22 protein-coding genes are annotated in these 21447 nt (G+C 67.4%); 11 read left to right on the top strand and 11 right to left on the bottom strand.

What is annotated here, in order from left to right:
- Positions 1–134 precede the first annotated feature (134 nt).
- Genes AC59JP_RS17950 through AC59JP_RS17965 form a run of 4 tightly spaced genes read left to right on the top strand, consistent with a single transcriptional unit; the run spans position 135 to position 3952 of the window.
- Complete coding sequence (locus AC59JP_RS17950; RefSeq protein ID WP_497327176.1) at positions 135–1751, top strand: sensor domain-containing protein; 1617 nt, start codon at positions 135–137, stop codon at positions 1749–1751.
- A 25-nt stretch (positions 1752–1776) separates the two neighbouring features.
- Positions 1777–2241, top strand: coding sequence for an NUDIX hydrolase (locus tag AC59JP_RS17955; protein WP_497327177.1), 465 nt, complete (start codon positions 1777–1779; stop codon positions 2239–2241).
- A 17-nt stretch (positions 2242–2258) separates the two neighbouring features.
- Complete coding sequence (locus tag AC59JP_RS17960) at positions 2259–3134, top strand: alpha/beta fold hydrolase (protein ID WP_497327645.1); 876 nt, start codon at positions 2259–2261, stop codon at positions 3132–3134.
- Between the two features lie 41 nt (positions 3135–3175).
- The gene (locus AC59JP_RS17965; protein WP_497327178.1) at positions 3176–3952 is read left to right on the top strand and encodes a PIG-L family deacetylase; all 777 of its coding nucleotides are present in this window, start codon (positions 3176–3178) and stop codon (positions 3950–3952) included.
- A gap of 3 nt (positions 3953–3955) precedes the next feature.
- Here AC59JP_RS17965 and AC59JP_RS17970 read toward each other — a convergent pair whose 3' ends face one another.
- The 3 genes from AC59JP_RS17970 to AC59JP_RS17980 form a co-directional block, all read right to left on the bottom strand.
- On the bottom strand, positions 3956–4171 hold the full coding sequence (locus tag AC59JP_RS17970; RefSeq protein WP_497327179.1) for a hypothetical protein: 216 nt from the start codon (positions 4169–4171) through the stop codon (positions 3956–3958).
- Between the two features lie 74 nt (positions 4172–4245).
- Positions 4246–5697 carry an aminopeptidase P family protein gene (locus AC59JP_RS17975; protein WP_497327180.1) on the bottom strand — a complete coding sequence of 484 codons (1452 nt, stop codon included), beginning with the start codon at positions 5695–5697 and terminating at the stop codon, positions 4246–4248.
- 83 nt (positions 5698–5780) lie between these two features.
- Positions 5781–6788 carry a substrate-binding domain-containing protein gene (locus AC59JP_RS17980; RefSeq protein WP_497327181.1) on the bottom strand — a complete coding sequence of 336 codons (1008 nt, stop codon included), beginning with the start codon at positions 6786–6788 and terminating at the stop codon, positions 5781–5783.
- A 307-nt stretch (positions 6789–7095) separates the two neighbouring features.
- Between AC59JP_RS17980 and AC59JP_RS17985 the strand changes: the two genes are divergently transcribed.
- Entirely contained in the window at positions 7096–7626 is a 531-nt protein-coding gene (locus AC59JP_RS17985) for a hypothetical protein (RefSeq protein ID WP_497327182.1), read from the top strand.
- Positions 7627–7632: 6 nt separating this feature from the next.
- Here the strand turns inward: AC59JP_RS17985 and AC59JP_RS17990 are convergent, their stop codons facing one another.
- Genes AC59JP_RS17990 through AC59JP_RS18010 form a run of 5 tightly spaced genes read right to left on the bottom strand, consistent with a single transcriptional unit; the run spans position 7633 to position 11762 of the window.
- On the bottom strand, positions 7633–8235 hold the full coding sequence (locus AC59JP_RS17990; protein ID WP_497327183.1) for an energy-coupling factor transporter transmembrane component T family protein: 603 nt from the start codon (positions 8233–8235) through the stop codon (positions 7633–7635).
- Entirely contained in the window at positions 8232–8912 is a 681-nt protein-coding gene (locus tag AC59JP_RS17995; RefSeq protein WP_497327184.1) for an energy-coupling factor ABC transporter ATP-binding protein, read from the bottom strand. Before AC59JP_RS17995 ends, AC59JP_RS17990 begins: the two co-directional genes overlap by 4 nt.
- Positions 8909–10024: a thiolase family protein gene (locus AC59JP_RS18000; RefSeq protein WP_497327185.1), complete on the bottom strand. Its 1116-nt coding sequence runs from the start codon at positions 10022–10024 to the stop codon at positions 8909–8911. Before AC59JP_RS18000 ends, AC59JP_RS17995 begins: the two co-directional genes overlap by 4 nt.
- Positions 10021–11172 carry a class I adenylate-forming enzyme family protein gene (locus AC59JP_RS18005; protein WP_497327186.1) on the bottom strand — a complete coding sequence of 384 codons (1152 nt, stop codon included), beginning with the start codon at positions 11170–11172 and terminating at the stop codon, positions 10021–10023. The genes AC59JP_RS18000 and AC59JP_RS18005 overlap by 4 nt, the downstream gene beginning before the upstream one ends.
- Complete coding sequence (locus AC59JP_RS18010) at positions 11169–11762, bottom strand: biotin transporter BioY (protein WP_497327187.1); 594 nt, start codon at positions 11760–11762, stop codon at positions 11169–11171. The genes AC59JP_RS18005 and AC59JP_RS18010 overlap by 4 nt, the downstream gene beginning before the upstream one ends.
- Positions 11763–11859: 97 nt before the next feature.
- Here AC59JP_RS18010 and AC59JP_RS18015 point away from each other — a divergent pair, with 97 nt between their 5' ends.
- Complete coding sequence (locus AC59JP_RS18015; protein WP_497327188.1) at positions 11860–12981, top strand: class I SAM-dependent methyltransferase; 1122 nt, start codon at positions 11860–11862, stop codon at positions 12979–12981.
- A gap of 24 nt (positions 12982–13005) precedes the next feature.
- On the opposite strand, the gene AC59JP_RS18020 is transcribed toward AC59JP_RS18015, so the two are convergent.
- Positions 13006–13443, bottom strand: a complete 438-nt coding sequence (locus tag AC59JP_RS18020) for a hypothetical protein (RefSeq protein WP_497327189.1) — start codon at positions 13441–13443, stop codon at positions 13006–13008.
- A 159-nt stretch (positions 13444–13602) separates the two neighbouring features.
- On the opposite strand from AC59JP_RS18020, the gene AC59JP_RS18025 reads away from it, so the two are divergent.
- The 3 genes from AC59JP_RS18025 to AC59JP_RS18035 all read left to right on the top strand — a co-directional run bounded on the left by AC59JP_RS18025 (position 13603) and on the right by AC59JP_RS18035 (position 16884).
- A complete protein-coding gene (locus AC59JP_RS18025; RefSeq protein ID WP_497327190.1) occupies positions 13603–14445 on the top strand; it encodes a Bax inhibitor-1/YccA family protein in 843 nt (280 codons plus the stop codon).
- Positions 14446–14577: 132 nt separating this feature from the next.
- Complete coding sequence (locus tag AC59JP_RS18030) at positions 14578–15243, top strand: TetR/AcrR family transcriptional regulator (protein WP_497327191.1); 666 nt, start codon at positions 14578–14580, stop codon at positions 15241–15243.
- An 81-nt stretch (positions 15244–15324) separates the two neighbouring features.
- Positions 15325–16884 (top strand): long-chain-fatty-acid--CoA ligase, encoded by a 1560-nt coding sequence (locus AC59JP_RS18035; protein WP_497327192.1) that lies wholly within the window; start codon positions 15325–15327, stop codon positions 16882–16884.
- Positions 16885–16951: 67 nt separating this feature from the next.
- On the opposite strand, the gene AC59JP_RS18040 is transcribed toward AC59JP_RS18035, so the two are convergent.
- The gene (locus tag AC59JP_RS18040) at positions 16952–18169 is read right to left on the bottom strand and encodes an acetyl-CoA C-acetyltransferase (protein ID WP_497327193.1); all 1218 of its coding nucleotides are present in this window, start codon (positions 18167–18169) and stop codon (positions 16952–16954) included.
- A 39-nt stretch (positions 18170–18208) separates the two neighbouring features.
- Positions 18209–19165, bottom strand: a complete 957-nt coding sequence (locus AC59JP_RS18045) for an SGNH/GDSL hydrolase family protein (protein WP_497327194.1) — start codon at positions 19163–19165, stop codon at positions 18209–18211.
- Positions 19166–19207: 42 nt separating this feature from the next.
- Between AC59JP_RS18045 and AC59JP_RS18050 the strand changes: the two genes are divergently transcribed.
- Together AC59JP_RS18050 and AC59JP_RS18055 are read left to right on the top strand one after the other, a co-directional pair.
- Positions 19208–20593 carry a cystathionine beta-synthase gene (locus tag AC59JP_RS18050; RefSeq protein WP_497327195.1) on the top strand — a complete coding sequence of 462 codons (1386 nt, stop codon included), beginning with the start codon at positions 19208–19210 and terminating at the stop codon, positions 20591–20593.
- Between the two features lie 14 nt (positions 20594–20607).
- Entirely contained in the window at positions 20608–21444 is an 837-nt protein-coding gene (locus AC59JP_RS18055) for an alpha/beta hydrolase family protein (RefSeq protein ID WP_497327196.1), read from the top strand.
- The last annotated feature ends 3 nt before the right edge of the window (positions 21445–21447 follow it).

Below are 21447 nucleotides of genomic sequence, written 5' to 3' on the forward strand. Positions count from 1 at the left end.
CGCCGGTTGGATGACCACACTCTCGATTAACCCCGATCGGCGCGTATCCGGCAGCGGTGAATCGAACCGATAACCGACTCTCAGGTTTGTGGGTCATGATGAGAGCCCACAGACGTGCCGGAGCGGGGAGCGAGATGAACGATCGGAGCGCCGACGAGCGATATCGTCGGCTCGTCGACCACAGCCCCGACGCGATCTGCGTGCACGAATCGGGCCAGGTCGTCTACGCGAATCCGGCTGCTGTCCGGTGGATGGGCGCCCAGTCGGGCGACGATCTGGTCGGTACGCCCATCGCCGATCTGATCGACCCCGAGTCGATCGGCGGCGTCGTCGCCCGTATCGCCGCGCTCCGCAGCGAGGGAGATGCGTCCGACCCGTCCGAAGCCGTCCTGCGCCGTCTCGACGGCGGCACGCTCACGGTCGAAGCCGTCTCGGTGCGCACGGTGTGGGAGGGGCGTGCCGCCTACGAGGTGGTCTTCCGCGATCTCACGGCGCAGAAGGCCGCCGAGTCGACGCTGCGCTTTCAGGCCGCCCTCGTCGAGCACGTCAGCGACGCGATCATCTCGACCACCTTCGACGAGATCGTGACCAGCTGGAACCCGGCCGCGGCAACCATCTACCAACGGTCCGCGGCCGACGCGATCGGCCGACCCATCTCGGATGTGGTCGGTGCGGAGCTCTCCCCGGCGTCGGTGGTGTCGCGCGGCGGTGTCTCGCACGAAGTGCACCGCACCGCAGACGGATCCACCCGCGTGGTGCGCGTGTCGGCGGCTCCGATGGCCGACGGCTACGCGCTGATCTGTACCGACTCGACGGCTCTGCACCGGGCGGAGCAACATTTCCGCACGGTCGTGACCTCGCTCGACGAGGGAGTGTTGGTGGTCTCGCGGACCGGCCAGGTGGAAAGTGCGAACCCCGCCGCCTGCCGAATCCTCGGTGTGCCCCTCGTGAACGCCACGTCCACGACGTGCAACGACGACTTCCAGTTTCCGATGTTCCACGCCGACGGGCAACGGATGGACTCGTCCGATCATCCGGTGATGCAGACGCTGCGCACCGGCCGCGCCAATCCCGGCTACGTCGTCGGCGTGGAACGAGCCGACGGACTGCTGGTGTGGCTGGCGGGCAGCTGCTCCCTCCTCAACCCGGACGATCCCGAGCATTCGTCGCTCGTGACGTCCTTCTCCGACATCACCGCCGAGCGCGACGCCACGCGTCGCCTCGAATTCCAGGCCACCCACGACGTTCTCACCGGTCTTCCCAACCGCGCCGCCGTGGTGTCGGCGATCGGTTCGGCGCTGGCCATGCCCTCGACGACGCCGGCGGCCGTGCTGTTCATCGACTTGGACCGTCTCAAGACCGTCAACGACACTTTGGGGCACCGAGCAGGAGACTCGGTCCTGCGGACCGTGGGGGATCGTCTCCGCCGAGCCGTCCGTCGAGTCGACTTCGTCGGCCGCCTGGGCGGGGACGAGTTCGTCGCGCTGCTGCTCGGTGGGGTGGACCGCGTCGACGTCGACCGGCTCGCCGATCGCCTGCACGCTGCTCTTGCCGCCGTGACCGAGGTGGACGGATCGGACGTGCGGCTCGGAGCAAGCATCGGTGTGGTGATGTTCGCCGGTGGCGACCCGCGCACACCCGAAGAAGTTCTGGAGGACGCCGACTTCGCGATGTACGAGGCGAAAGTCGCCGGCGGTGGACGCACTCGGCACCTCGATGCGCAGACACGGTCGCGGGTCGGTCGGCACTGACCCGGCCGCCGCCTAGTCTGAGACCATGGCGACGCGATCGAAGACCAGCGCAGGAATTCTGTTGTATCGCAGAGTGTCCGGTGACATCGAAGTGCTGCTCGGCCATCCTGGGGGGCCGTACTTCGCACGCAAGGACGACGGCTCCTGGTCCGTACCCAAAGGTGAGTACACCGACGAAGATCCGTGGGATGCGGCCCGCCGCGAATTCCGGGAGGAGGTGGGCAGCGACGTACCCACCGGACCACACCTGGACCTCGGATCGGTGACGCAGAAGAGCGGAAAGGTCGTGGTGGCCTTCGCCGTCGAAGGTGACGTCGACCCGGCGACGTCCGTCAGCAACGACTTCGAGATGGAATGGCCCCGAGGTTCGGGACGTATGCAGTCGTTTCCGGAGATCGACCGCGTCGAGTGGTTCACGATCGACGTCGCACGACGAAAGATGTTGCCCGCCCAGGTCGGTTTCCTCGACTCCTTGCAGGACATGCTGTGACGACACCTCCCGGACGTATGACCGTCGAACTGGAGTCCGTCACCATCGAAGCGCTGACGTGGGGACCGGCGGACGGGCCGCTCGCACTGTGCCTGCACGGCTTCCCGGACACCGCCCGGACGTGGCGGCATCTCGGTCCCGAGCTCGCGGCGGCGGGGTGGCGAGTGGTGGCTCCGTACACGAGAGGGTATGCGCCGTCGTCGATTCCAGCCGACGGGAGTTATCACGTCGGAGCATTGATGCACGACGCGATCGGTCTTCACGCTGCCCTCGGCGGGGACGAGCGGGCCGCGGTGATCGGTCACGATTGGGGTGCGGTGACCGCCAACGGGCTTGCCGCGTATGCCGATTCGCCGTTCGCGACGGTGGTGTCGATGTCGGTTCCGCCGATACCGGCGATCCTGTCCGCGGGCGGGCGCCGAGGGGTGGGCACGGTGGCGCTGCTGGGAGAGCAGGTGCTGCGAAGCTCCTACATTGCGTTCTTCCAACTGCCGGTGCTGCCGGAGAGGGCTTTCCGGCGGCTGATGCCGGTGTTGTGGTCGCGCTGGTCGCCCGGCTACGACGCGGCCGAGGACATTCGCGACGTGTTCGACTCCGTGGGATCGCGCGAACGGGTGAGCGCTGTGCTCGGCTATTACCGCGCACTGCGTCGGCCACGTGTGCCTGCGCTATATCGAGAGGCCCAGAAGGCTTGGCACACAGCGCCGTTGGTGCCGATTCTGTATCTTCACGGCGCCGACGACGGCTGCATCTCGGCGGATTTCGCCGACGGAATGAGCCGCTTGTTGCCCGCCGGCAGTGACGTCGTCGTGGTGCCGTCGGCCGGCCATTTCCTGCAACTCGACCGCCCCGATGTCGTCGGGAGGCGCATCGCCGCGTTTCTCTCGCAGTAGCCGAGTGTCGCTGGTCGGCCCGGCATGGCAGCATCTGCACGATGAGCGTTCTGGTTTGTTTCCATGCACATCCCGACGACGAGGTGTTCAACACCGGGGGAGTGATGCGGCTGGCGGCCGACGCCGGTCACCGCGTGGTTCTCGTGACGGCAACGGACGGTGCGCTCGGTGAATTCCCCGACGGGATACTCGAGCCGGGCCAGTCGCTCGCCGAGCGTCGTGGTCTCGAACTGCAGGAATCCGCGCGAGTTCTCGGTGCCGAACGCGTCGTCGTGCTGGGGTACTCGGACTCGGGCATGGCCGGCACCGACGACAATGCGAACCCGGACGCGTTTGCCAACGTCGACCGTGACGCAGCGGCCCGGCGCCTCGCCGACATTCTCACCGAGGAGCACGCCGACGTTCTGACCATCTACGACGCCAACGGCGGCTACGGACACCCGGACCACATCAAGGTGCACGAGGTCGGTCTGCGCGCCGCGGAGATGGCAGGCGTCGAGAAGGTGTACGAGTCCACCGTGAACCGAGATCACATGCGGGCGTTGGTGAAACAGAACCCGGCCTGGGAAGAGGACAACCCGAACGCTCCCGACATCGAGAAGATGGGATTGCCGGAAGCCGAGATCACCACCTCCGTGAACGTGGTGTCGGCGATGCCGGCGAAGCGTGCGGCGATGCACGCTCACGCCACTCAGATCGGTGACTTCGGGCCCTTCCGCGACATGCCCGACGAGCAGTTGGCTGCCGCGTTCGGCACCGAATGGTTCCGCCGCGTCGGCGCTGCCGAGGGACTGAAGGAGACCGCGCTGCCGCTGTGAGCGCTACTCCCGCAGGCCGTCGGCCAGCTCGAGTATTCGGCCCTGGTAACGGCGCAGAAAAGCCTCGCGGGCACGCCGCTCGGCCGCGTCCGCGCGTGCTCTGCGGAACTCGAACTCGAGCTCGGCGAGCCGCAGGCCGATCTCGACGCGGCGACGGTCGATGTCGGTCAGCTCGCTGATCAGACCGGACAGCTCGTCGGTGTTCCCTGTGGTGCTCATGACGGTGACCTCCGCGCTCGACCCTGACCTGTCGTAGCAGCGTATCACCGAAATTCGAACATGTGTTCGATGAATTACGACGTCAGTCGTGACACCCATGCCTCGACGTCGTCAGCACTCCGCGGCAGAGCAACCGACAAGTTCTCCGCGCCGTCCGCGGTGACGAGAATGTCGTCCTCGATGCGAACCCCGATTCCCCGATACTCCGCCGGCACCGTGAGATCGGTCGACTGGAAGTACAGGCCGGGTTCGATCGTGAAGATCATTCCCTCCTCCAGCACGCCCTCCTGATAGAGCTCCAACCGCGCCTGCGCGCAGTCGTGGACGTCGAGGCCGAGGTGGTGGCTGGTGCCGTGCACCATGTACCGACGGTGCGGCTGATTGTCGCGCTCGAGCGCCTCCTCGACGCTCATCGTGAGCAGACCCCACTCGTCGAGCCTGGACGCGATCACCGCCATGGCTGCCTCGTGGACGTCGAGAAACCGGACGCCGGGCCGCGTCACCGCGAACGCGGCGTCGGCGGCGTCGAGAACCGCCTCGTACACCCGCCGCTGCACCGGCGAGAAGCGCCCGTCCACCGGAACGGTTCGCGTGATGTCGGCGGTGTAGTAGCTGTCCATCTCGACACCGGCATCGACCAGCAGAAGATCCCCCGCCAGGACGGGTCCGTCGTTCTTCTCCCAGTGCAGCACCGTGGCGTGATGGCCCGACGCGGCGATCGTGGCGTACCCCACGTCGTTTCCCTCGAGTCGCGCTCTCGAATGAAAGATGCCTTCCACCACGCGTTCTCCGCGAACGTGACCGGAGCTGACGGGGAGACCCGCGACGATGTCGTCGAAACCCCGTGCGGTGGCAGCGACGGCGCGGCGCATCTGCTCGATTTCGTAGTCGTCCTTGACGAGTCGGATCTCGGACAGGGTGCGGAACAGATCGGCGTCGAGTGTGCTTGCGGCAGAGGGTGTTCGAGACAGGTGCTCGTTGACACCGGGGTCCGCTTCGGCCACGACGGCGGTGTCGTCGCCCAGTGAATTCAGCAGCTCGGGCAGTTCCGACAGCGGGCGGGTTCGCAGTCCGAGTTCCGCTTCGACGTGTGCGAGCGACGGCCGCGGGCCGGTCCAGAACTCTCCCGTGCGCGCGTCGGTGAAGAACTCCGTGGTGTCCCGACCCGGTGCTGCCGGAAAGAAGAGCGTGGCCGAATGTTCCTCGTTCTCCACGGGTTCGAGCACTAGGACCGAGCCAGGGACGGTGTCCGATCCCCATCCGGTGAGATGGGCGAACCCGGAGTGCGCGCGGAAGGGATAGTCGGTGTCGTTGGATCGTTGGACGAGGTCGCCGGCGGGAACGACCAGCCACAGGCCCGGGTGCTGTGCGGAGACCGCGGCTCGGCGGCGAGCAGCGTACGCGGCCACCTCGCGCCGGTCCGGACGCCGATCGGGTGCGTCGTCCCAGTTCGACGACATGTAGGTACCGAACTCCGGGGTGCTCGGCAGCGTGGATCTCCGCTTGCGTACTGGTGTCTCGCTCATGCGTTCACCGTACGACGACAACGGGCCCGGAGCATCGCTCCGGGCCCGTTGTCTTGTACTGCTCAGGTCGTGTACTGCTCAGGTCAGCGGGTGCCGCCCTGCGCGAGTTCCGCGATGGCATCGATGTTGCTCTTGTCGATGAACGACGGTCCGGTCAGAACCGGCTGGCCACCACCGATGATGTTCTTGTTGTTGAGGTAGAGCCACAGCTGATCGACGGCCAGGTAACCCTGGAGGTAGGGCTGCTGATCGATGGCCCACTGCACGTCGCCACCCTTGATGGCGTCCACGAGTGCGGCGTTGGTGTCGAAGGTGACCACCTTGGCGTTGCTGTTGTTCGACTGAATCGACTGCACCGCGGTGAGCGCGATGGGTGCGCCGAGCGTCAGGACAGTGTCGATCGACGGGTCGGACTGCAGCTTGGCGCTGATGGTGGCCTGCACCGAGGGGAGGTCCGTGCCGTTGACGTTCAGGTTCTCCATGCTGCCGCCGGTGAAGCCCTGCTTCGCGCCGGCGCAGCGGGCCTCGAGGGCGACCGAACCCTGCTCCTGGACGACGCAGATCGCCTTCTTGGCGCCTTCGCTGGCCAGACGCTGTCCCGCGCTTTCGCCCGCGATGTTCTCGTCCTGGCCGAAGTAGCTGATGGCACCGGCGCCGAGCGCCTGGTCCTTGCCGGAGTTGAAGACTGTGACCGGGATACCGGCGTCCGTTGCCGTCTTGACCTCGGGCGCAATGGCATCGGGGAACGCCATGGTGACGGCGATGCCCGCGACCTTCGAGTCGATGGCCGACTGCACCAGTGTGGCCTGACGCGGACCCTGGTTGTCGTTGGAGTACTTGAGGTCGATGTTGTCCTTGGCTGCCGCGGCCTCGGCGCCCTTGCGGATCAGGTCCCAGAACGTGTCGCCGGGCGCCTCGTGGGTGACCATTGCGATCGTCACGCGGGGAGTGTCGGCGGTGCCGGCGTTGTTGCCGCTTCCGCCCCCGGTGTCTTGTGCGCCGCCGGTGCTCGAGCAACCGGCGACGACCGTCGCGGTGAGTGCCAGGCCGATCGCCGCAGACAGGGCGCGGCGATTCTTGTTCAGTGTCATCTGGTCGCTTTCTCGAGGCTCGCGGTCGGGTATGGCCCGCGAACGGTGCTTCGGAGTCGTGATTCGGTGTGCGATCAATGTGTAATCCACATCACAAGAGATGTCAAGAGTTTGTCTGGACATATGTACTTATTGCTCCGGGGCGTCGGGCCGTTCAGGCACCGGCGATCGGAGGTGCTCGGAGTTGGGGCACTCCGGTTCGCTCGAGGCGCCGGCGATCGGGCGTGTGCAGAGCGATCCGGGGTGCGTGGGCCGCGGAAATAGCCACTTCTCCACACCCGAAGTCGATAGCACCGATAATTACCCGATGCCAAGGGAGAAGATCGGCTCGTTGATCGGCGGAATGTTCGGCCTGATTTTCGTGCTCGTGAACACCGGCTCGTTTCCCGGGCCGATCGCACTGATTCTGCGCATCGTGGCCGCGGCGGTGTTCGTCGGAATCGTTGTCGCCCTTGCGCGCGTACCACCCGCGCGCCTGCCCGACATATCGAAGCAGGGCGGGTTCGGGCGGGGCTACTGGGTGGTCGTCGCAGTGGAAGTCGTTGCGATATTCGGTGGTCTGCGCATCATCACCGGTGTGCTGAACAGGCCGGACGCCGCCGTTGCCTGGATTGCCCTCGTCGTCGGCGTGCACTTTTTCGCGCTCGCGCGTGTGTGGCACCTGTCGTTCTTCACCGTTCTCGCGGCCGGTCTGACAGTGTGCGGTCTCGTCGGACTGGTCATCGCGTTCGGCGGTGGCCCCGAGGTCGCGATCGACCTCGTCGGCGCGGTGATCCCCGGCGCGCTGCTCCTCGGATTCGCGTTGTGGGGCAGCACGAACGAACTTCGGGCGCGGTAACTCCGCTCAGTCGTCGTCCACGCCGCGCGCCAGCAGCGAATCGCCCAACGCATCCGCGGTCCGCAGAGCACGCACGATGACCGGCGTCGCGAGTGCCGTCACCGACCATTGCAGACCACGCGCCTTGCGCGCATCGGACACCTCGCGCACGATCTCGGTCAGCAGTGGAACGCACCGAATGGTCAGGGCCAGAAGCAGTCCCACCCGATCGGGGTCCACGCCTACTCTGCGCAGCGGGCCCACAACGCGAGTGGTGGTGTCGAGCATCGCGGTGACCCGCGTTGTCAAGGTGACCAGGCTTGCGAGGGCCACGGACAGCAGGATTCCACCGCACACCACGATCGCGCGCGATGGAGACGTGAGAATCACCTGGAACACGGCGATCAGCGCCAGCATCCACACCATCGGACGCAGCTGCGCGAGAACGACTCCGGGACGAATCCGCGCTACTGCGAACAGGGCAGCCACTGCCACGGCGGCGACGGCGATGTCGAGGGGGGTGCGCGCGAACGCCAGCAGGGCGATGATCGCCACCATCAGCCCCATCAGCTTTGCGCCCGCCGGCATCCGATGCAGCACAGACGTTCCCGGCCGATACAACCCGATCACAGGAGCAGCTTCTCGTAGGAGGGGATCGCGTCGGCGGGCAGACCGTCGAACGCGATCCGGCCGTCGTGCACCACGACGACCCGGTCGAACCCGTCGAGCAGCGAGAGCTGATGGGTCACCACGATCACCTGCTGGCGCACCGCGGCGAGGACGTCCGTCACCATGCGCGCGTTCCGTAGATCGAGCAGTGTCGTAGGTTCGTCCGCCACCACGACATCCGGCTCTCGGATCAGCACCGCGCCGATGGCGAGCATCTGCTTCTGGCCGCCGGAAAGCAGGTGGGCAGGGTGGTCGGCGTGTCCCGCGAGGCGGAAACGGTCGAGCATGCTCTCGACACGGTGCGCCACTTCGGCTTTCGAGAGCTTGGATCGGCGCAGCGAGAACGCGAGATCTTCCCCCACGGTGGGCATGACGATCTGGTTGTCCGGATCGGTGAAGACGAATCCGACCTTGCGGCGCACCTCGCCGCCCTTGCGCGCAACGTTCAGACCGTCGACGCTCACCGTGCCGGACGACGGTACGACCAAACCGTTGATCATCCGCGCGAGCGTCGATTTACCGGATCCGTTGGACCCGATGATACCGATGCGATGCTCGGTCAGTGTCAGGTCGACATCGGAGAGCACGTGCCGCTCACCGTAGGAGTGCGAGACACCGTCGAAACGTATGACGCTCATAGCTTCTCCACTACCATGGCAATGCCCTGCCCGCCGCCGATGGCGCAGACAGCCAAGCCGAGCGCAGGTCCGTCCGCGGCGCACATTCGTGTTGCCAGGCGCACCAACAGAATTGCTCCGGACGCTCCCCACGGGTGACCCATCGCGATGGCTCCGCCGTCCGGACACACGATCTCCGGATCGATTGCCAACTCGTCCACCACCGCGAGGACCACAGAAGCGAACGCTTCGGTGATCTCGACGACGCCGATGTCGGTGATGTCCAGGCCGCACCGATCGAGGGCGCGGCGTATCGCGTCGACCGGGCCGAGGCCGGGAAGCGCTGTGTCACCGGCGCTCACGGCCGATGCGAGGACCCGCAGACCCGGCCGTCCGCGAGCTTTCTCCTGTGTGGTGACGGCAACGACCGCAGCACCGTCGGAGATGCCGCACGAGTTGCCGGCTGTGGCGGTGCCGTCGGGACCGAAGGCCGGGCGCAGGCGTGCCAGTCGCGCCTCGGTCATGCCCGACCGAATGCGTTCGTCGCGGGTGACGCCGCCGACGGGCACGATCTCGGGACCGAAGTCGGACTCTGCGGCCAAGCGGTGCGACCGCTCGGCGTACCGGTCCTGGCGGCCCCGGTCGATACCACGCAGCCGAGCGAGATCGTCTGCGGCGCAGCCCATGTCGGGGTCGGGGAATCCCGCCGGCGCGAAGGGTGCGCGGGTGTAGCGTTGCGGCTCCGAACCCGCTGTGGGAGGCCAGAATCGCCACGGTGCGGTGCTGGCCGACTCGACCCCGCCGGCCAGGATCAGCGAGTCCTCACCGCTGCGAATACGAAGCGCGGCAAGGGCAACCGCGTCCAGTCCGGATCCGCATTGCCGGTCGACGGTCACACCGGGGACGTCGGTGCCGAGACCCGCGGCCAGGGCGGCGATGCGTGCCAGATTGCCACCGGGTCCGACGCAGTTGCCGAGCATCACGTCGTCCACGGGTCCGAGGTCGTCGATCTCGCGGGCCACCGCCGACAGGACAGGGGCTGCGAGGTCGGTGACGGTGAGCTGTGCGAATCCGTGGCCGGCGTTGCCGATGGGGGTGCGGCGAGCGGCGACGATCACCGGAGACCGGGTCACTGCACACTCCTCTTGATCTCGGCTCGCGCGATCTTGCCGTTCGCGGTCCGCGGCAGTTCGTCGCGAACGATCCATCGACGCGGAAACGCTTCGGCACCGACGGTAGCCCTGGCCTCGGCTTTGACGGCAGCGAGGTCGCTTCCCGGTTCCAGAACGACGACGGCGGTCACCACTTCGCCGAGCACCGAGTGGGGTTCACCGACGACGGCCACGGTCCGTACTCCGTCGACCTCGGACAGCCGGGATTCGAGGTCCTCGGCGATCACGGTGGTTCCGCCCACGTTGATGGCCGCGTTCGACCGACCCGACACGACGATGCGGTCACCGTCGACGCGGCCCAGATCGCCCGCGGAGTAGTAGCCGGACTCGTCCAGTTCGAGTCCCGCCGCCATGAACAGCGACCGGGCCCACACGGCTCCGTCGCGCTCGACCGCGTCGACTCCGGGAAAGACGCGCAGGGTGTCCGATTCGCCGGCCACCCGCGTCGCCACCAGTGAGAGTTCGGCCGAGCCGTAGTACTCGACGACGCGCACGCCGCGCTCGGCGGCGAGCCGCGCCGCGGTCGCATCCAGGAACGTTCCGGCGACGACGGCGGTGCGCAGTCGGGGTGCGGCGCGAAGAACCCGCCGCAGAACGGCGGGGACCGCATGTACCGCGGTGGCCGTGTCGGCGTCGTCGGTGACGCATGCCCCGACGCTCAGCGCGTGCAGAGCCCCGAACAGGTGCATCGTGGCGTGCAGTGGGCCGGTGATCAGGACGCGGTCGGCACTCGTCAGTCCGGTGACGGCGGTGAACGACGGAAAGCTGTCCGTCCACGACCGGTACGTGCGCCGCAGCGCGCGAGGTGCGCCCGACGAGCCGGATGTCGACACGTGCAGGCGGGCGGGCTTCAGGCCGGAGGCCTCGGACCGGCCGTTGTGTTCTTCGATGACCGGCGGCCGTTCCGGGTCGACCACGATCACCGACTCCCCGTGTCGCGCAGCCGCGATCACACACGTCAGCGCATCGGGGACGGACAGACGCGAGGCGTCGTGGATCTCGGATCGAGGCCACCGGTCCACTGCGGCGTCGAGTTCTGCGTAGGTTTTGACCCGCCCGTTCCATGCGAGGGCAGGTGCGCTGGGAGTGCCCGACAGGGCCAGGCTCATGCGTCCGTGGTGCGCAGTGTCCGCGACGCCGGCCGGCCGATCAGGCCCGGGTACGCACGGTGAACGCTCTTCGCCACGATGGTCGCGATGACGACCTTGATCGCGTCGCCGGGGATGTAGGCACCGGTCGAGGCGATGGCCGCGCCGAGTCCGAGGTCGGTGCGCAGCAGCACTCCGATGATCCCGAAGAAGTAGATGACCACGATTCCGCCCACGGCGTTGACGAGCAATCCTGCCCAGAGCGAGTACTTGGGCAGGATTCGGGCGGTGAGGAGGCCGATCACCAGCGCTCCGAACACCCAGCCCACGAGGTATCCGGCGCTCGGTGCGGCGAAGACTCCGAGGCCACCGCGTCCACCGGCCAGCAGCGGCAGGCCCATGGCCACGAGAGCGAGAAGAACCAGGACCGCGGCGGTGCCCTCGCGCGCACCGAGAATGGCGCCGGCGGCGATGACGCCCAACGTCTGCACGGTGATCGGAACGCCGCTGATGCCGACCGTGATGGAGCCGGGAAGGCCCAGTGCCGCGATGAGTGCGGCGAAGACGGCGACACGAGCGAGGTCGCGCGCAGAGAAACGAGAGTGGGTCACCAGTACTCCTTCGCCAGACTTGAACGGTGTTCAAGTTCTTCAGGCCGTAAATTAACCCGAGCGACGCACGCAGCGCAAACTGCGCAAGACTGTGCCTGTGGCCGACCTCGAAACGATCTTCTCTCAGCTGCGACGGGCCCCCGATGTCGAGGCGGTCAATCTGTTCGCCTTCGACGCATCGGACCGCCTGATTCTCGCCGAGGCCGCCGACGCGGTGTCGCGCGCCGACGCGGGCTCGGTCGTGGTGATCGGAGACCGGTACGGCGCACTGACCCTCGGGGCCATCGGGACTCTGGGTGCGACGAACATTCGAGTGCATCAGGATGCGCTGACCGGTGAAACAGCGTTGGCGCACAACTCGTCGACCACAGGGTTCGTCGGGGAATTCCGCAACCTTCCCCTCGGCGAGGAGCTGGTGTCCGGCGCGGAGGTGATCCTTCTGCAACTGCCCAGATCGCTCGCGGAGCTGACCGAGGTGTCCGAAACGGTCGCGCGATGGGCGTCGCCGACTGCGCAGGTGTACGCCGGCGGACGCGTCAAACACATGACGCGGTCGATGAACGACGTTCTCGCACGGAGTTTTTCGAACGTGCAGGCCACCCGGGCCGCGCAGAAGTCTCGCGGACTGATCGCGTCGGGTCCGATCGCGCCGACCACCTTCACCTATCCGGTCACGTCGACCATCGCCGAGCTCGATCTCGACGTGGTGGCGCACGGCGCGGTGTTCGCCGGCGACAAGTACGACGTCGGGACCAGATTCCTCGTGAGCTTTCTCGACACCATGCGGCCCGACGCGACGGTGATCGTCGACTTGGGCTGCGGGACAGGAATTCTCGCCGTCGAAGCCGCGCGACGGCGACCCGCGGCGTCGGTGGTGGCCACGGACCGATCGTCGGCGGCCGTGGCGTCCACGCGGGCTACCGCCGCCAACGCCGGTGTCGAGATCGAGGTGGTTCGCGACGACGCGATGACGTCGATGCCGGACGGTTCGGTGGACCTGATCCTGTGCAACCCGCCGTTTCACGAGAACGCGGCGGTGCACACCGGCGGCGCCGAGAAACTCTTCACCGCCGCGAAGAGGGTGCTGCGTCCGGGCGGCGAGCTGTGGACGGTGCACAACGCGCACCTGCACTTCCGACCGTTGCTCGGCAGAGTCGTCGGCCCCACCGACACGGTGGGACGCAACGCCAAGTTCACGGTGACGCGCACCGTCCGCTGACGCCGTCGGTCGAAACAGAAGCTGTCAGTCGAACAGCGAGTCGCCGTCCTCGGCCGCACCGTCGATCTGTCCGCGGTCCACGCGGGAATCTTCGACGACGACACCATCGACCACGTCGGCTGCCTTGCTTCCCTCGATGGGATCCTCGGCGGCTATGTAGTCGTTCTCGTCGTCGCTGTCGACGACGCGGTCCACGAGCTCTTCGGTGAGGTAGTCGTCCGGCGTGGCGGCGACGGGTACATCGAGCTCGTCCTCGATCGCGATGTCGGGCTCTTCTTCGCTCAGCTTCATGTCGAGTGTCTCGCCCTCGAGTGCCTCACGCTCGGTGGTGCCGAACTTGTCGGCCTCCGACCAGGAATCGGGCGGGGTCACCACGTCGTCGCCGTCGGCGTTGCGCACCTCGTCGGAGTCGAGGCTTTCGCTCGGATCGAGGGTGTCGCCGGGGCCGTCTTCGATACTCATATCCCTATTCTGCCCAGTGCGACGAGGGGCGAAACGTGACCTTCGCGGGGTAGAGTCCGATTTGTCCGACTGGCTCGACGACGCGGGAACTTTTGTCCGGATGTCGAGCGTTGACAGACCACAGAGCTTCAGAACTACTCCGAGAAGGGACGAGACACGGTGCGCACCTCCAGCAACCCGGTGTTCCGCAATCTGCCCAAGCAGCAGGGCGGTGGATACGCCACGTTCGGTTCGGCCACGGCCGGTGCCGCCCAGGCAACGCAGTTCGGTCAGCCGCAGGCCCCGCAGCCGTACCAGACCGGCAATGCCCAGCGCGCGATGACGATCGACGATGTCGTCACCAAGACCGGCATCACGCTCGGTGTTCTCACCGTTGCCGCAGTTGTGTCCTACCTGCTCGTCGGCAACGACCCGGGCCTCGCGGCTCCGCTGGTCATCGGCGGCGGTCTCATCGGCTTCGTGCTGGTGCTGGTCGCAACCTTCGGTCGCAGGATGGACAACCCGGCCATCGTTCTGACCTATGCAGCCGCAGAAGGCGTCTTCCTCGGTGCCCTGTCCTACCTGTTCACCGGAATCGAGTTCGGCGGCGCAGGCGGCAGCGCGCTCATCGCGCAGGCCGTCCTCGGCACGTTCGGCGTGTTCTTCGGCATGCTGGTGGTCTACAAGACCGGTGCCATCCGCGTCACCCCGCGACTGACCCGCATGGTCGTCGGCGCCCTCATCGGCGTCGTGGTGCTGATGCTGGGCAACTTCATCGCCAGCTTCTTCACCGCAGGCGGACTGGGACTGCGTGACGGCGGCACCATCGCCATCATCTTCAGCCTCGTCTGCATCGGCATCGCGGCGTTCAGCTTCCTGCTCGACTTCGACGCTGCCGACCAGCTCATCCGCGCGCAGGCGCCGGAGAAGGCAGCCTGGGGCGTCGCCTTCGGCCTGACCGTCACGCTGGTGTGGCTGTACATCGAGATCCTGCGACTGCTGAGCTACTTCCAGAACGACTAGCCTTCCGCAGATCGTCGGCCCCTGTCTCCCTCGGAGGCAGGGGCCGACTGCTGTTCGGGGCCCTGCTGTCCGTGGCCCTGCTGTTCGTGTCGCTGTGCCGCGTGAAGCGCACCCGCCGCGATACCGTGTGCCGTGGCGATCGAGAAGCAGGAACGCGTGCGTCGCGAAGGGCGTGCAGACGACATCCTGGCGGCGTTCACCCGGCGGGTCGCTCGATTCGGTTACGACGGAACGAACTTCAGCGACATCGCGGCCGAGCTGTCGATTTCGAAGGGCACGATCGTCCACCATTTCGGAACCAAGGAGCGACTGCTCGGCGCCCTCCACGAGCAGTACATGGTGCGGCGCAACGCGGAGATGGTGCAGCTGGTGGCCTGGTCGCCTCTGCCGGACCGGCAACTCGCCGCAGTGTTGTTCGCCCTGGTGCTCTATCAGGAGCACGACCGGGACGCGACGGTGGCGTTCCAGCGTGAGGTCATGCGCCTTCCTGCACTGGGCGAACGTGGGCTGCGTCTGAGAGCCGACCACCTCGAGTCGGTGCGACGCGTCCTGCGTGCCGGCGTCGAGTCCGGGGTGTTCCGCGACGTCGATGTCGATCTGCAGTCCCTGCTGCTGTTCGGGTCCGCGCACTGGGCGTACACGTGGTTCGAGCCGGCGGGCCGACACAGCGCGGCGGAGGTGGGATCGGCGCTCGTGCAGTCGGTGCTCGGCGGACTGCTGATCGACCGAGGTGACCTCGAGGACCTCGCCGACGCGGCCGGTGCGGCCGCAACGGCCGCCCGGAACGTGCTGTCCTGACCCTTGTGGCATGGATCACTGTCTGGTTGACTGACCGTGCGTACGGTCAATGGGGATCGGCGCGACGAAGGGACTTCGAGCGTGGACGACCAGCTGCCGCAGTGGCACACGATGGCGGCGATACGGGAGCACGTACGAGCGCACCCGGACCGTGCCGCCATCGCCTATGAGGGCGTGACGTACGACTGGTCGGAGTTCGACGAGCGCGTGCGCCGAAATGCCGGGGCCCAACGCGGCGCCGGTCTGAGCTCGGGGGACCGCATCGCCGTTCTCGACAAGAACCACCTCGCGTGTCTCGAGACGACTCTCGGCAGTGCACTGGCGGGCACGGCCAACGCCATCGTCAATTTTCGGCTCGCACCGCCGGAACTCGCGCACGTGCTCAACGACAGCGAAGCCCGCGTCGTCCTCGTCGGCCACGAGTTTCGAGACGTGATCGACTCCATCGTCTCGGAGCTGATTCACGACCCCCAGGTCATCGTGTTGGGCGGCGCCGCAGACGAATACGAGCCGTGGATCGGCTCTGCCGAACCGGTGGAGGGCGCGCTCTCCACCGGCCCGGACGACGGATTCCTCCAGCTGTACACCTCGGGCACGAGCGGCCTTCCGAAGGGCGCCGTCCTGACCCACCGCTCCGTCGGCGCGCACAGCCGGAGTGCGATCGCCGGGTTCGGTTTCGACGAGCAGAGCGTGAACATGGTGGCGATGCCGCTGTTCCACGTCGGCGGAACCTGTTGGGCCCTGGCCGGTCTGGCCGCTGGTTGCCGGACGATCCTCGTGCGCGCGATCGATCCGCCCGTCGTGCTGGACACGATCGCGGCCGAGCGCGTCACCCACTCGTTCTTCGTGCCGGCGGCCATCGCCATGCTGGCTGCCGTTCCCGGAGCTGCGGACCTCGACCTGACGTCGTTGCGTTGCCTCGGTTACGGCGGGTCGCCGATGCCGTCCGCGCTGCTCGCGACGGCGATGGAGACGTTCGACGTCGATTTCTTCCAGGTGTACGGCATGACCGAGGCGTCGGGGGTCTTCTGCATTCTCGATGGTGACGACCATCGCGACACCAGCAGGCCCGACCGGCTTCACTCGGTTGGCCGTCCCGTGCTCGGTACCGAGGTCCGTGTGGTCGACCCGATGACCGGAGACCCGTTGCCGGCCGGGGAGATCGGCGAGTTCCAGGTGCGCGGCGAGCAGGTGATGGCCGGGTACTGGCGGCGCGACAAGGACACTGCGGCATCGATGGACGGCGACTGGTTCCGTACCGGCGACGCGGGGACCATGGACGACGGAGGCTATTTCACGATCCGAGACCGGGTGAAGGACATCGTGATCTCCGGCGGTGAGAACATCTACCCGGCCGAAGTGGAACGCGTCGTCGCCGCGTTTCCGGGGGTTGCGGACGTGGCCGTGATAGGCGTTCCGGACGAGCGGTGGGGCGAAAGTGTTCTGGCGGTGGTCGTTCCGGCCGAGGACGTCGACGTCGACGTGGACGCCCTGCTGGCGCACTGCGCGGACAACCTGGCCGCGTACAAGCGTCCCCGTCGGGTCGAGGTGTTGGATGCGTTGCCCCGCAACGCGACTGGGAAGATTCTCAAACGAGAGCTTCGCGCACCCTTCTGGGCCGGGCGCGAGCGGGCCATCTAGAAGACGCAAGCCAAAGGGCGCTCCCCGGGTCCGACCCGGGAAGCGCCCTTCGCTCGAAAAGCTCGGGTCAGCTCAGGCGCTCGAGCACCATCGCCATGCCCTGTCCGCCGCCGACGCACATGGTCTCGAGACCGAACTGCTTGTCGTGCGCGGTGAGGTTGTTGATCAAGGTGGCGGTGATACGCGCACCCGTCATACCGAACGGGTGGCCGAGGGCGATGGCGCCGCCGGAGACGTTGAGCTTGTCCTCGTCGATCTTCAGCTCACGTGCCGAGCCGATGACCTGCACGGCGAACGCCTCGTTGATCTCGACGAGATCGATGTCGTCGATCGTCTTGCCCGCCAACGCGAGTGCCTTCTTCGACGCCTCGATGGGACCGAGGCCCATGATCTCGGGGGACAGGCCGGTGACCGCCGTGGACACGATGCGGGCGAGCGGAGTCAGGCCCAGTTCCTTGGCCTTCGTGTCGGACATGATCACCAGAGCCGCGGCGCCGTCGTTGAGCGGGCAGGCGTTGCCGGCGGTGACGGTGCCGTCCGGGCGGAAGATGGCCTTGAGCTGGCTCACCGTCTCGTAGTTGGTGCCGGCGCGAGGACCGTCGTCCTTGCTGACGACGGTGCCGTCGGCGAGGGTGACCGGGGTGATCTCGTTGTCGAAGTGGCCCCGATTGATGGCTTCCTCGGCGCGGTTCTGAGAGCGAACGCCCCAGCGGTCCTGCTCCTCGCGGGTGATGCCGGTGATCTGAGCGACGTTCTCCGCGGTCTGGCCCATCGCGATGTAGGCGTCGGGCAGCTTGCCCTCTTCGCGGGGGTCGACCCAGGTCTTGCCGCCGGCGGAGAACTCCGCGGTGGTGGCCTCGGCGTCGGCGTAGATCGGGTTGTGGGTGTCGGGCCAGGAGTCCGACGTCCCCTTCGCGAACCGCGACACCGTCTCGACGCCGGCGGAGATGAACACGTCGCCTTCGCCGGCCTTGATGGCGTGCAGCGCCATGCGGGTGGTCTGCAGCGACGACGAGCAGTAGCGGGTGATGGTGGTGCCGGGCAGGAAGTCGTATCCGAGCTGGATGGCGACGTTGCGGCCGATGTTGAAGCCCTGCTCACCGCCGGGGAGGCCACAGCCCATGAGGATGTCGTCGATGTCGGTCGGGTCGAGCGCGGGCACCTTGGCCAGCGCGGCGCTGACCATCTGGGCCGCCAGATCGTCGGGGCGCATGCTCACCAACGAGCCCTTGCCGGCCCGGCCGATAGGCGAGCGCGCGAACGAGACGATGACTGCTTCGGGCATGAACTGTCCTCCGATGATCGAACGGTCTGTGCTGCGAATCTAGCGTCCGTGTTTGTCGGCCGGTGTGGCGCGTACGACTCTGTTCGCGGCGTGCGTCAATCGAGCCGCCAAACGGCGCGATTCCGCGGCCTGCGACACAGCGGGCAGGGTGGGGAGCGGGCCTCCGTCCCACTCGCCCAGCGCCGCGGCGAGTACCGGCAACAATTGCTCGGCCGCGAGGGCGTAACCGGCCGCGGACGGGTGGAAGTGATCCGCGGACAGCATCCGGTCCGGAGCCGCGAGGAACTCCGGTGCCAATAGGTCGGCCAAGGCGACGGGGTGACCACCGGCCTTCAGCGTCGCCTCCGATTGAGCTCGCGCAAGTCGATGTCCCCAGGTGCGCACGACCGCACGCAGCGGCTGCGGAATCGCGAGCACCACTCCGAGGTCCGGACACGTGCCCACCACGACGACCGCGCCACTTCGGCGCAGGCGGCCGACCGCCTCCCCGAGACGCGCGGCCGACGCCCCGGCGGCGTTCTTCTTGGTGACGTCGTTCGCGCCCACCAGGATGACGGCCGCGTCCGGCGGCGGCCCGGCGACGAACATCGCGTCGACCTGGCCCTTCAGTCCCCTGGACGTGGCGCCCGGAATTGCCTTGGTGCTGAGCCTGATTCGCTTGCCGGTCTCCTCGGCGAGGCCGCGCGCGAGAAGGACGCCCGGAACCTCGTCGGCCACCACGCATCCCATTCCGGCCGCCGTGGAATCGCCGAATATCATCAGGTGCAGATCGGCCGACGCACCGAGACGCCACGGCTCGGGACGGTCGCACCCGGCGGTGTAGATCCCGTCGGCCTCGGGCGGCTTCTCGGTACTGCGGCCGATGACCCCGCGCGCGGCCGCTGCCTGCGCCATGAGGTGGCGATACGCGGCCCACGACAGAGTCCCGGCTCCGGATCCGGCGAGCACGGTCGCAGCACCGGCGACCGCGGCGTTCTGCCATCGCTGTGTCGGCACACCTCGATCGTATGACGGTCGGCAATCTGGGAGGATGGAGACATGCGCATCGCGAGCCACATCACCGACCTGATCGGCAACACCCCGCTGGTGAAGGTCAACTCCGTCGTCGAGCCCGGATCGGCCGTCGTCGCGGCCAAGGTCGAGTACCTCAACCCGGGCGGTAGCTCCAAGGACCGGATCGCGGTCAAGATGATCGACGCGGCCGAGGCGTCCGGCGAACTGAAGCCCGGTGGCACCATCGTCGAGCCGACGTCCGGCAACACCGGCGTCGGTCTGGCGCTGGTGGCCCAGCAGCGCGGCTACAAGTGCGTGTTCGTGTGCCCCGACAAGGTCGGCGAGGACAAGCGGAACGTGCTGCGGGCGTACGGCGCGCAGGTCGTCGTGTGCCCCACGGCGGTCGCACCGGAGGACCCCACCAGCTACTACCAGGTCTCCGACCGCCTCGTCCGTGAGATCGAGGGCGCGTGGAAGCCGAACCAGTACGCCAACCCGGGTGGCCCGCAGTCGCACTACGAGACCACCGGCCCCGAGATCTGGGCCGACACCGACGGCAAGATCACCCATTTCGTGGCGGGCGTCGGAACCGGCGGAACCATCACCGGCGCCGGCAAGTACCTCAAAGAGGTCTCCGGCGGTGCGGTCAAGGTCGTCGGCGCGGACCCCGAAGGTTCCGTCTACTCCGGCGGCACGGGTCGCCCGTATCTGGTCGAAGGGGTCGGCGAGGACTTCTGGCCGTCCGCCTACGACCCGTCGATCCCGGACGAGATCATCGCGGTGTCCGACGCCGATTCGTTCGAGATGACCCGCCGCCTCGCCCGTGAGGAAGGTCTACTGGTCGGTGGATCGTGCGGCATGGCGATGGTCGCGGCGCTCGAGGTGGCCAAGCGCGAGGGCCCGGATGCGCTCGTGGTGGTTCTGCTACCCGACGGCGGACGCGGATACCTCGGCAAGATCTTCAACGACAAGTGGATGTCGTCCTACGGCTTCCTCCGCACCCCCCTCGAAGGTGCCAGGGCCGAGCCGATGGTCGGCGACGTTCTCCGCGGCAAGTCCGGCAACCTTCCGGACCTGGTGCACACCCATCCGTCGGAGACACTGCGCGACGCCATCGAGATCCTCGGCGAGTACGGCGTCTCGCAGATGCCGGTCGTCGGCGCCGAGCCGCCGGTCATGGCCGGTGAGGTGGCCGGCAGCGTCAGCGAGCGCGACCTGCTCAGTGCGGTGTTCGAAGGCCGCGCGGCGCTCTCGGACGCGGTTGCAGCGCACATGAGCGCCGCGTTCCCGATGATCGGTGCGGGTGAGCCCGTCTCCGCCGCCACCAAGATGCTCGGCGAGACCGACGCGTTGATGGTGGTCGAGGACGGCAAGCCCGTCGGCGTCATCACTCGTCACGACCTGTTGGGATTCCTCAGCTCCGGCGCGTAGCTGTTCTGGTCGGAGTGCGAATTACCTGTTCGGACGGGGTCCCCGTCCACGCGACGGTGTTCGCGGCTCAGAACGCGGTCGCGGTGGCCGTGATCAACTGCGCGACATCGACGCGTGCCCGGTACTACCGGAGGTACGCGGAGTTCCTGGCGGAGAACGGGGTAGCCGCGATCACCTGGGACTGCCGCGACATCGGTGAGTCCCGCCGTGGATCGCTGCGCGGATCACGCACTCGGTGGCGAACCTGGGGCGAGCTGGATTTCGACGCGGTACTCGGGTGGGCGGCGACGCAGTTCCCGTCCGTGCCGATCACGGTGGTCGGGCACAGCTGGGGCGGCTTCATGATCGGTTTCGCGCCCAATTCGGTTGCGGTGGACCGCATTCTGACGGTCGGAGCGCAGCACGCCTACTGGCCCGATTACCTGCCGGCCCGGCGGACGTCGATGTTCGTGAAGTGGCATCTGGTGATGCCCCCCGTCACTGCCCTGGTCGGCTACTTTCCCGGCCGACGGTTCGGCTGGCTGGAGGACACTCCGTCGCGCGTCGTCTACGGGTGGGCGTTCAGCAGAGCCGACTTCACGGCGTGGTTCCGCGACGGCGCCGAGGTGCGAGCGCGCTTCGCCGCCGTGACCGCGCCGATTCGTGCGTACGCCGCGACGGACGACGAATTCGGTACGCCCGCAGCAATCGTCCGCGGACTGGCGCCCTACGTGGGCGCGCGACGCGAGCGAATCGAACTGGCGCCCTCGGACTTGGGGTGCGAGAGCATCGGGCATTTCGGCCTGTTCCACTCACGGCACCGGGAGGACTTCTGGGTCGAATCGCTGCGGTGGTTGCTCAGCACCGGTTGATCA

This window comes from Rhodococcus sp. 320_ES (assembly GCF_059691855.1).

What these genes read in the sequence shown, in the direction of transcription:
- AC59JP_RS17950 (WP_497327176.1), top strand. Translation starts at nt 135, where the DNA reads ATGAACGATCGGAGCGCCGACGAGCGATATCGTCGGCTCGTCGACCAC.
- AC59JP_RS17955 (WP_497327177.1), top strand. Translation starts at nt 1,777, where the DNA reads ATGGCGACGCGATCGAAGACCAGCGCAGGAATTCTGTTGTATCGCAGA.
- AC59JP_RS17960 (WP_497327645.1), top strand. Translation starts at nt 2,259, where the DNA reads ATGACCGTCGAACTGGAGTCCGTCACCATCGAAGCGCTGACGTGGGGA.
- AC59JP_RS17965 (WP_497327178.1), top strand. Translation starts at nt 3,176, where the DNA reads ATGAGCGTTCTGGTTTGTTTCCATGCACATCCCGACGACGAGGTGTTC.
- AC59JP_RS17970 (WP_497327179.1), bottom strand. Translation starts at nt 4,171, where the DNA reads ATGAGCACCACAGGGAACACCGACGAGCTGTCCGGTCTGATCAGCGAG.
- AC59JP_RS17975 (WP_497327180.1), bottom strand. Translation starts at nt 5,697, where the DNA reads ATGAGCGAGACACCAGTACGCAAGCGGAGATCCACGCTGCCGAGCACC.
- AC59JP_RS17980 (WP_497327181.1), bottom strand. Translation starts at nt 6,788, where the DNA reads ATGACACTGAACAAGAATCGCCGCGCCCTGTCTGCGGCGATCGGCCTG.
- AC59JP_RS17985 (WP_497327182.1), top strand. Translation starts at nt 7,096, where the DNA reads ATGCCAAGGGAGAAGATCGGCTCGTTGATCGGCGGAATGTTCGGCCTG.
- AC59JP_RS17995 (WP_497327184.1), bottom strand. Translation starts at nt 8,912, where the DNA reads ATGAGCGTCATACGTTTCGACGGTGTCTCGCACTCCTACGGTGAGCGG.
- AC59JP_RS18005 (WP_497327186.1), bottom strand. Translation starts at nt 11,172, where the DNA reads ATGAGCCTGGCCCTGTCGGGCACTCCCAGCGCACCTGCCCTCGCATGG.
- AC59JP_RS18020 (WP_497327189.1), bottom strand. Translation starts at nt 13,443, where the DNA reads ATGAGTATCGAAGACGGCCCCGGCGACACCCTCGATCCGAGCGAAAGC.
- AC59JP_RS18040 (WP_497327193.1), bottom strand. Translation starts at nt 18,169, where the DNA reads ATGCCCGAAGCAGTCATCGTCTCGTTCGCGCGCTCGCCTATCGGCCGG.
- AC59JP_RS18050 (WP_497327195.1), top strand. Translation starts at nt 19,208, where the DNA reads ATGCGCATCGCGAGCCACATCACCGACCTGATCGGCAACACCCCGCTG.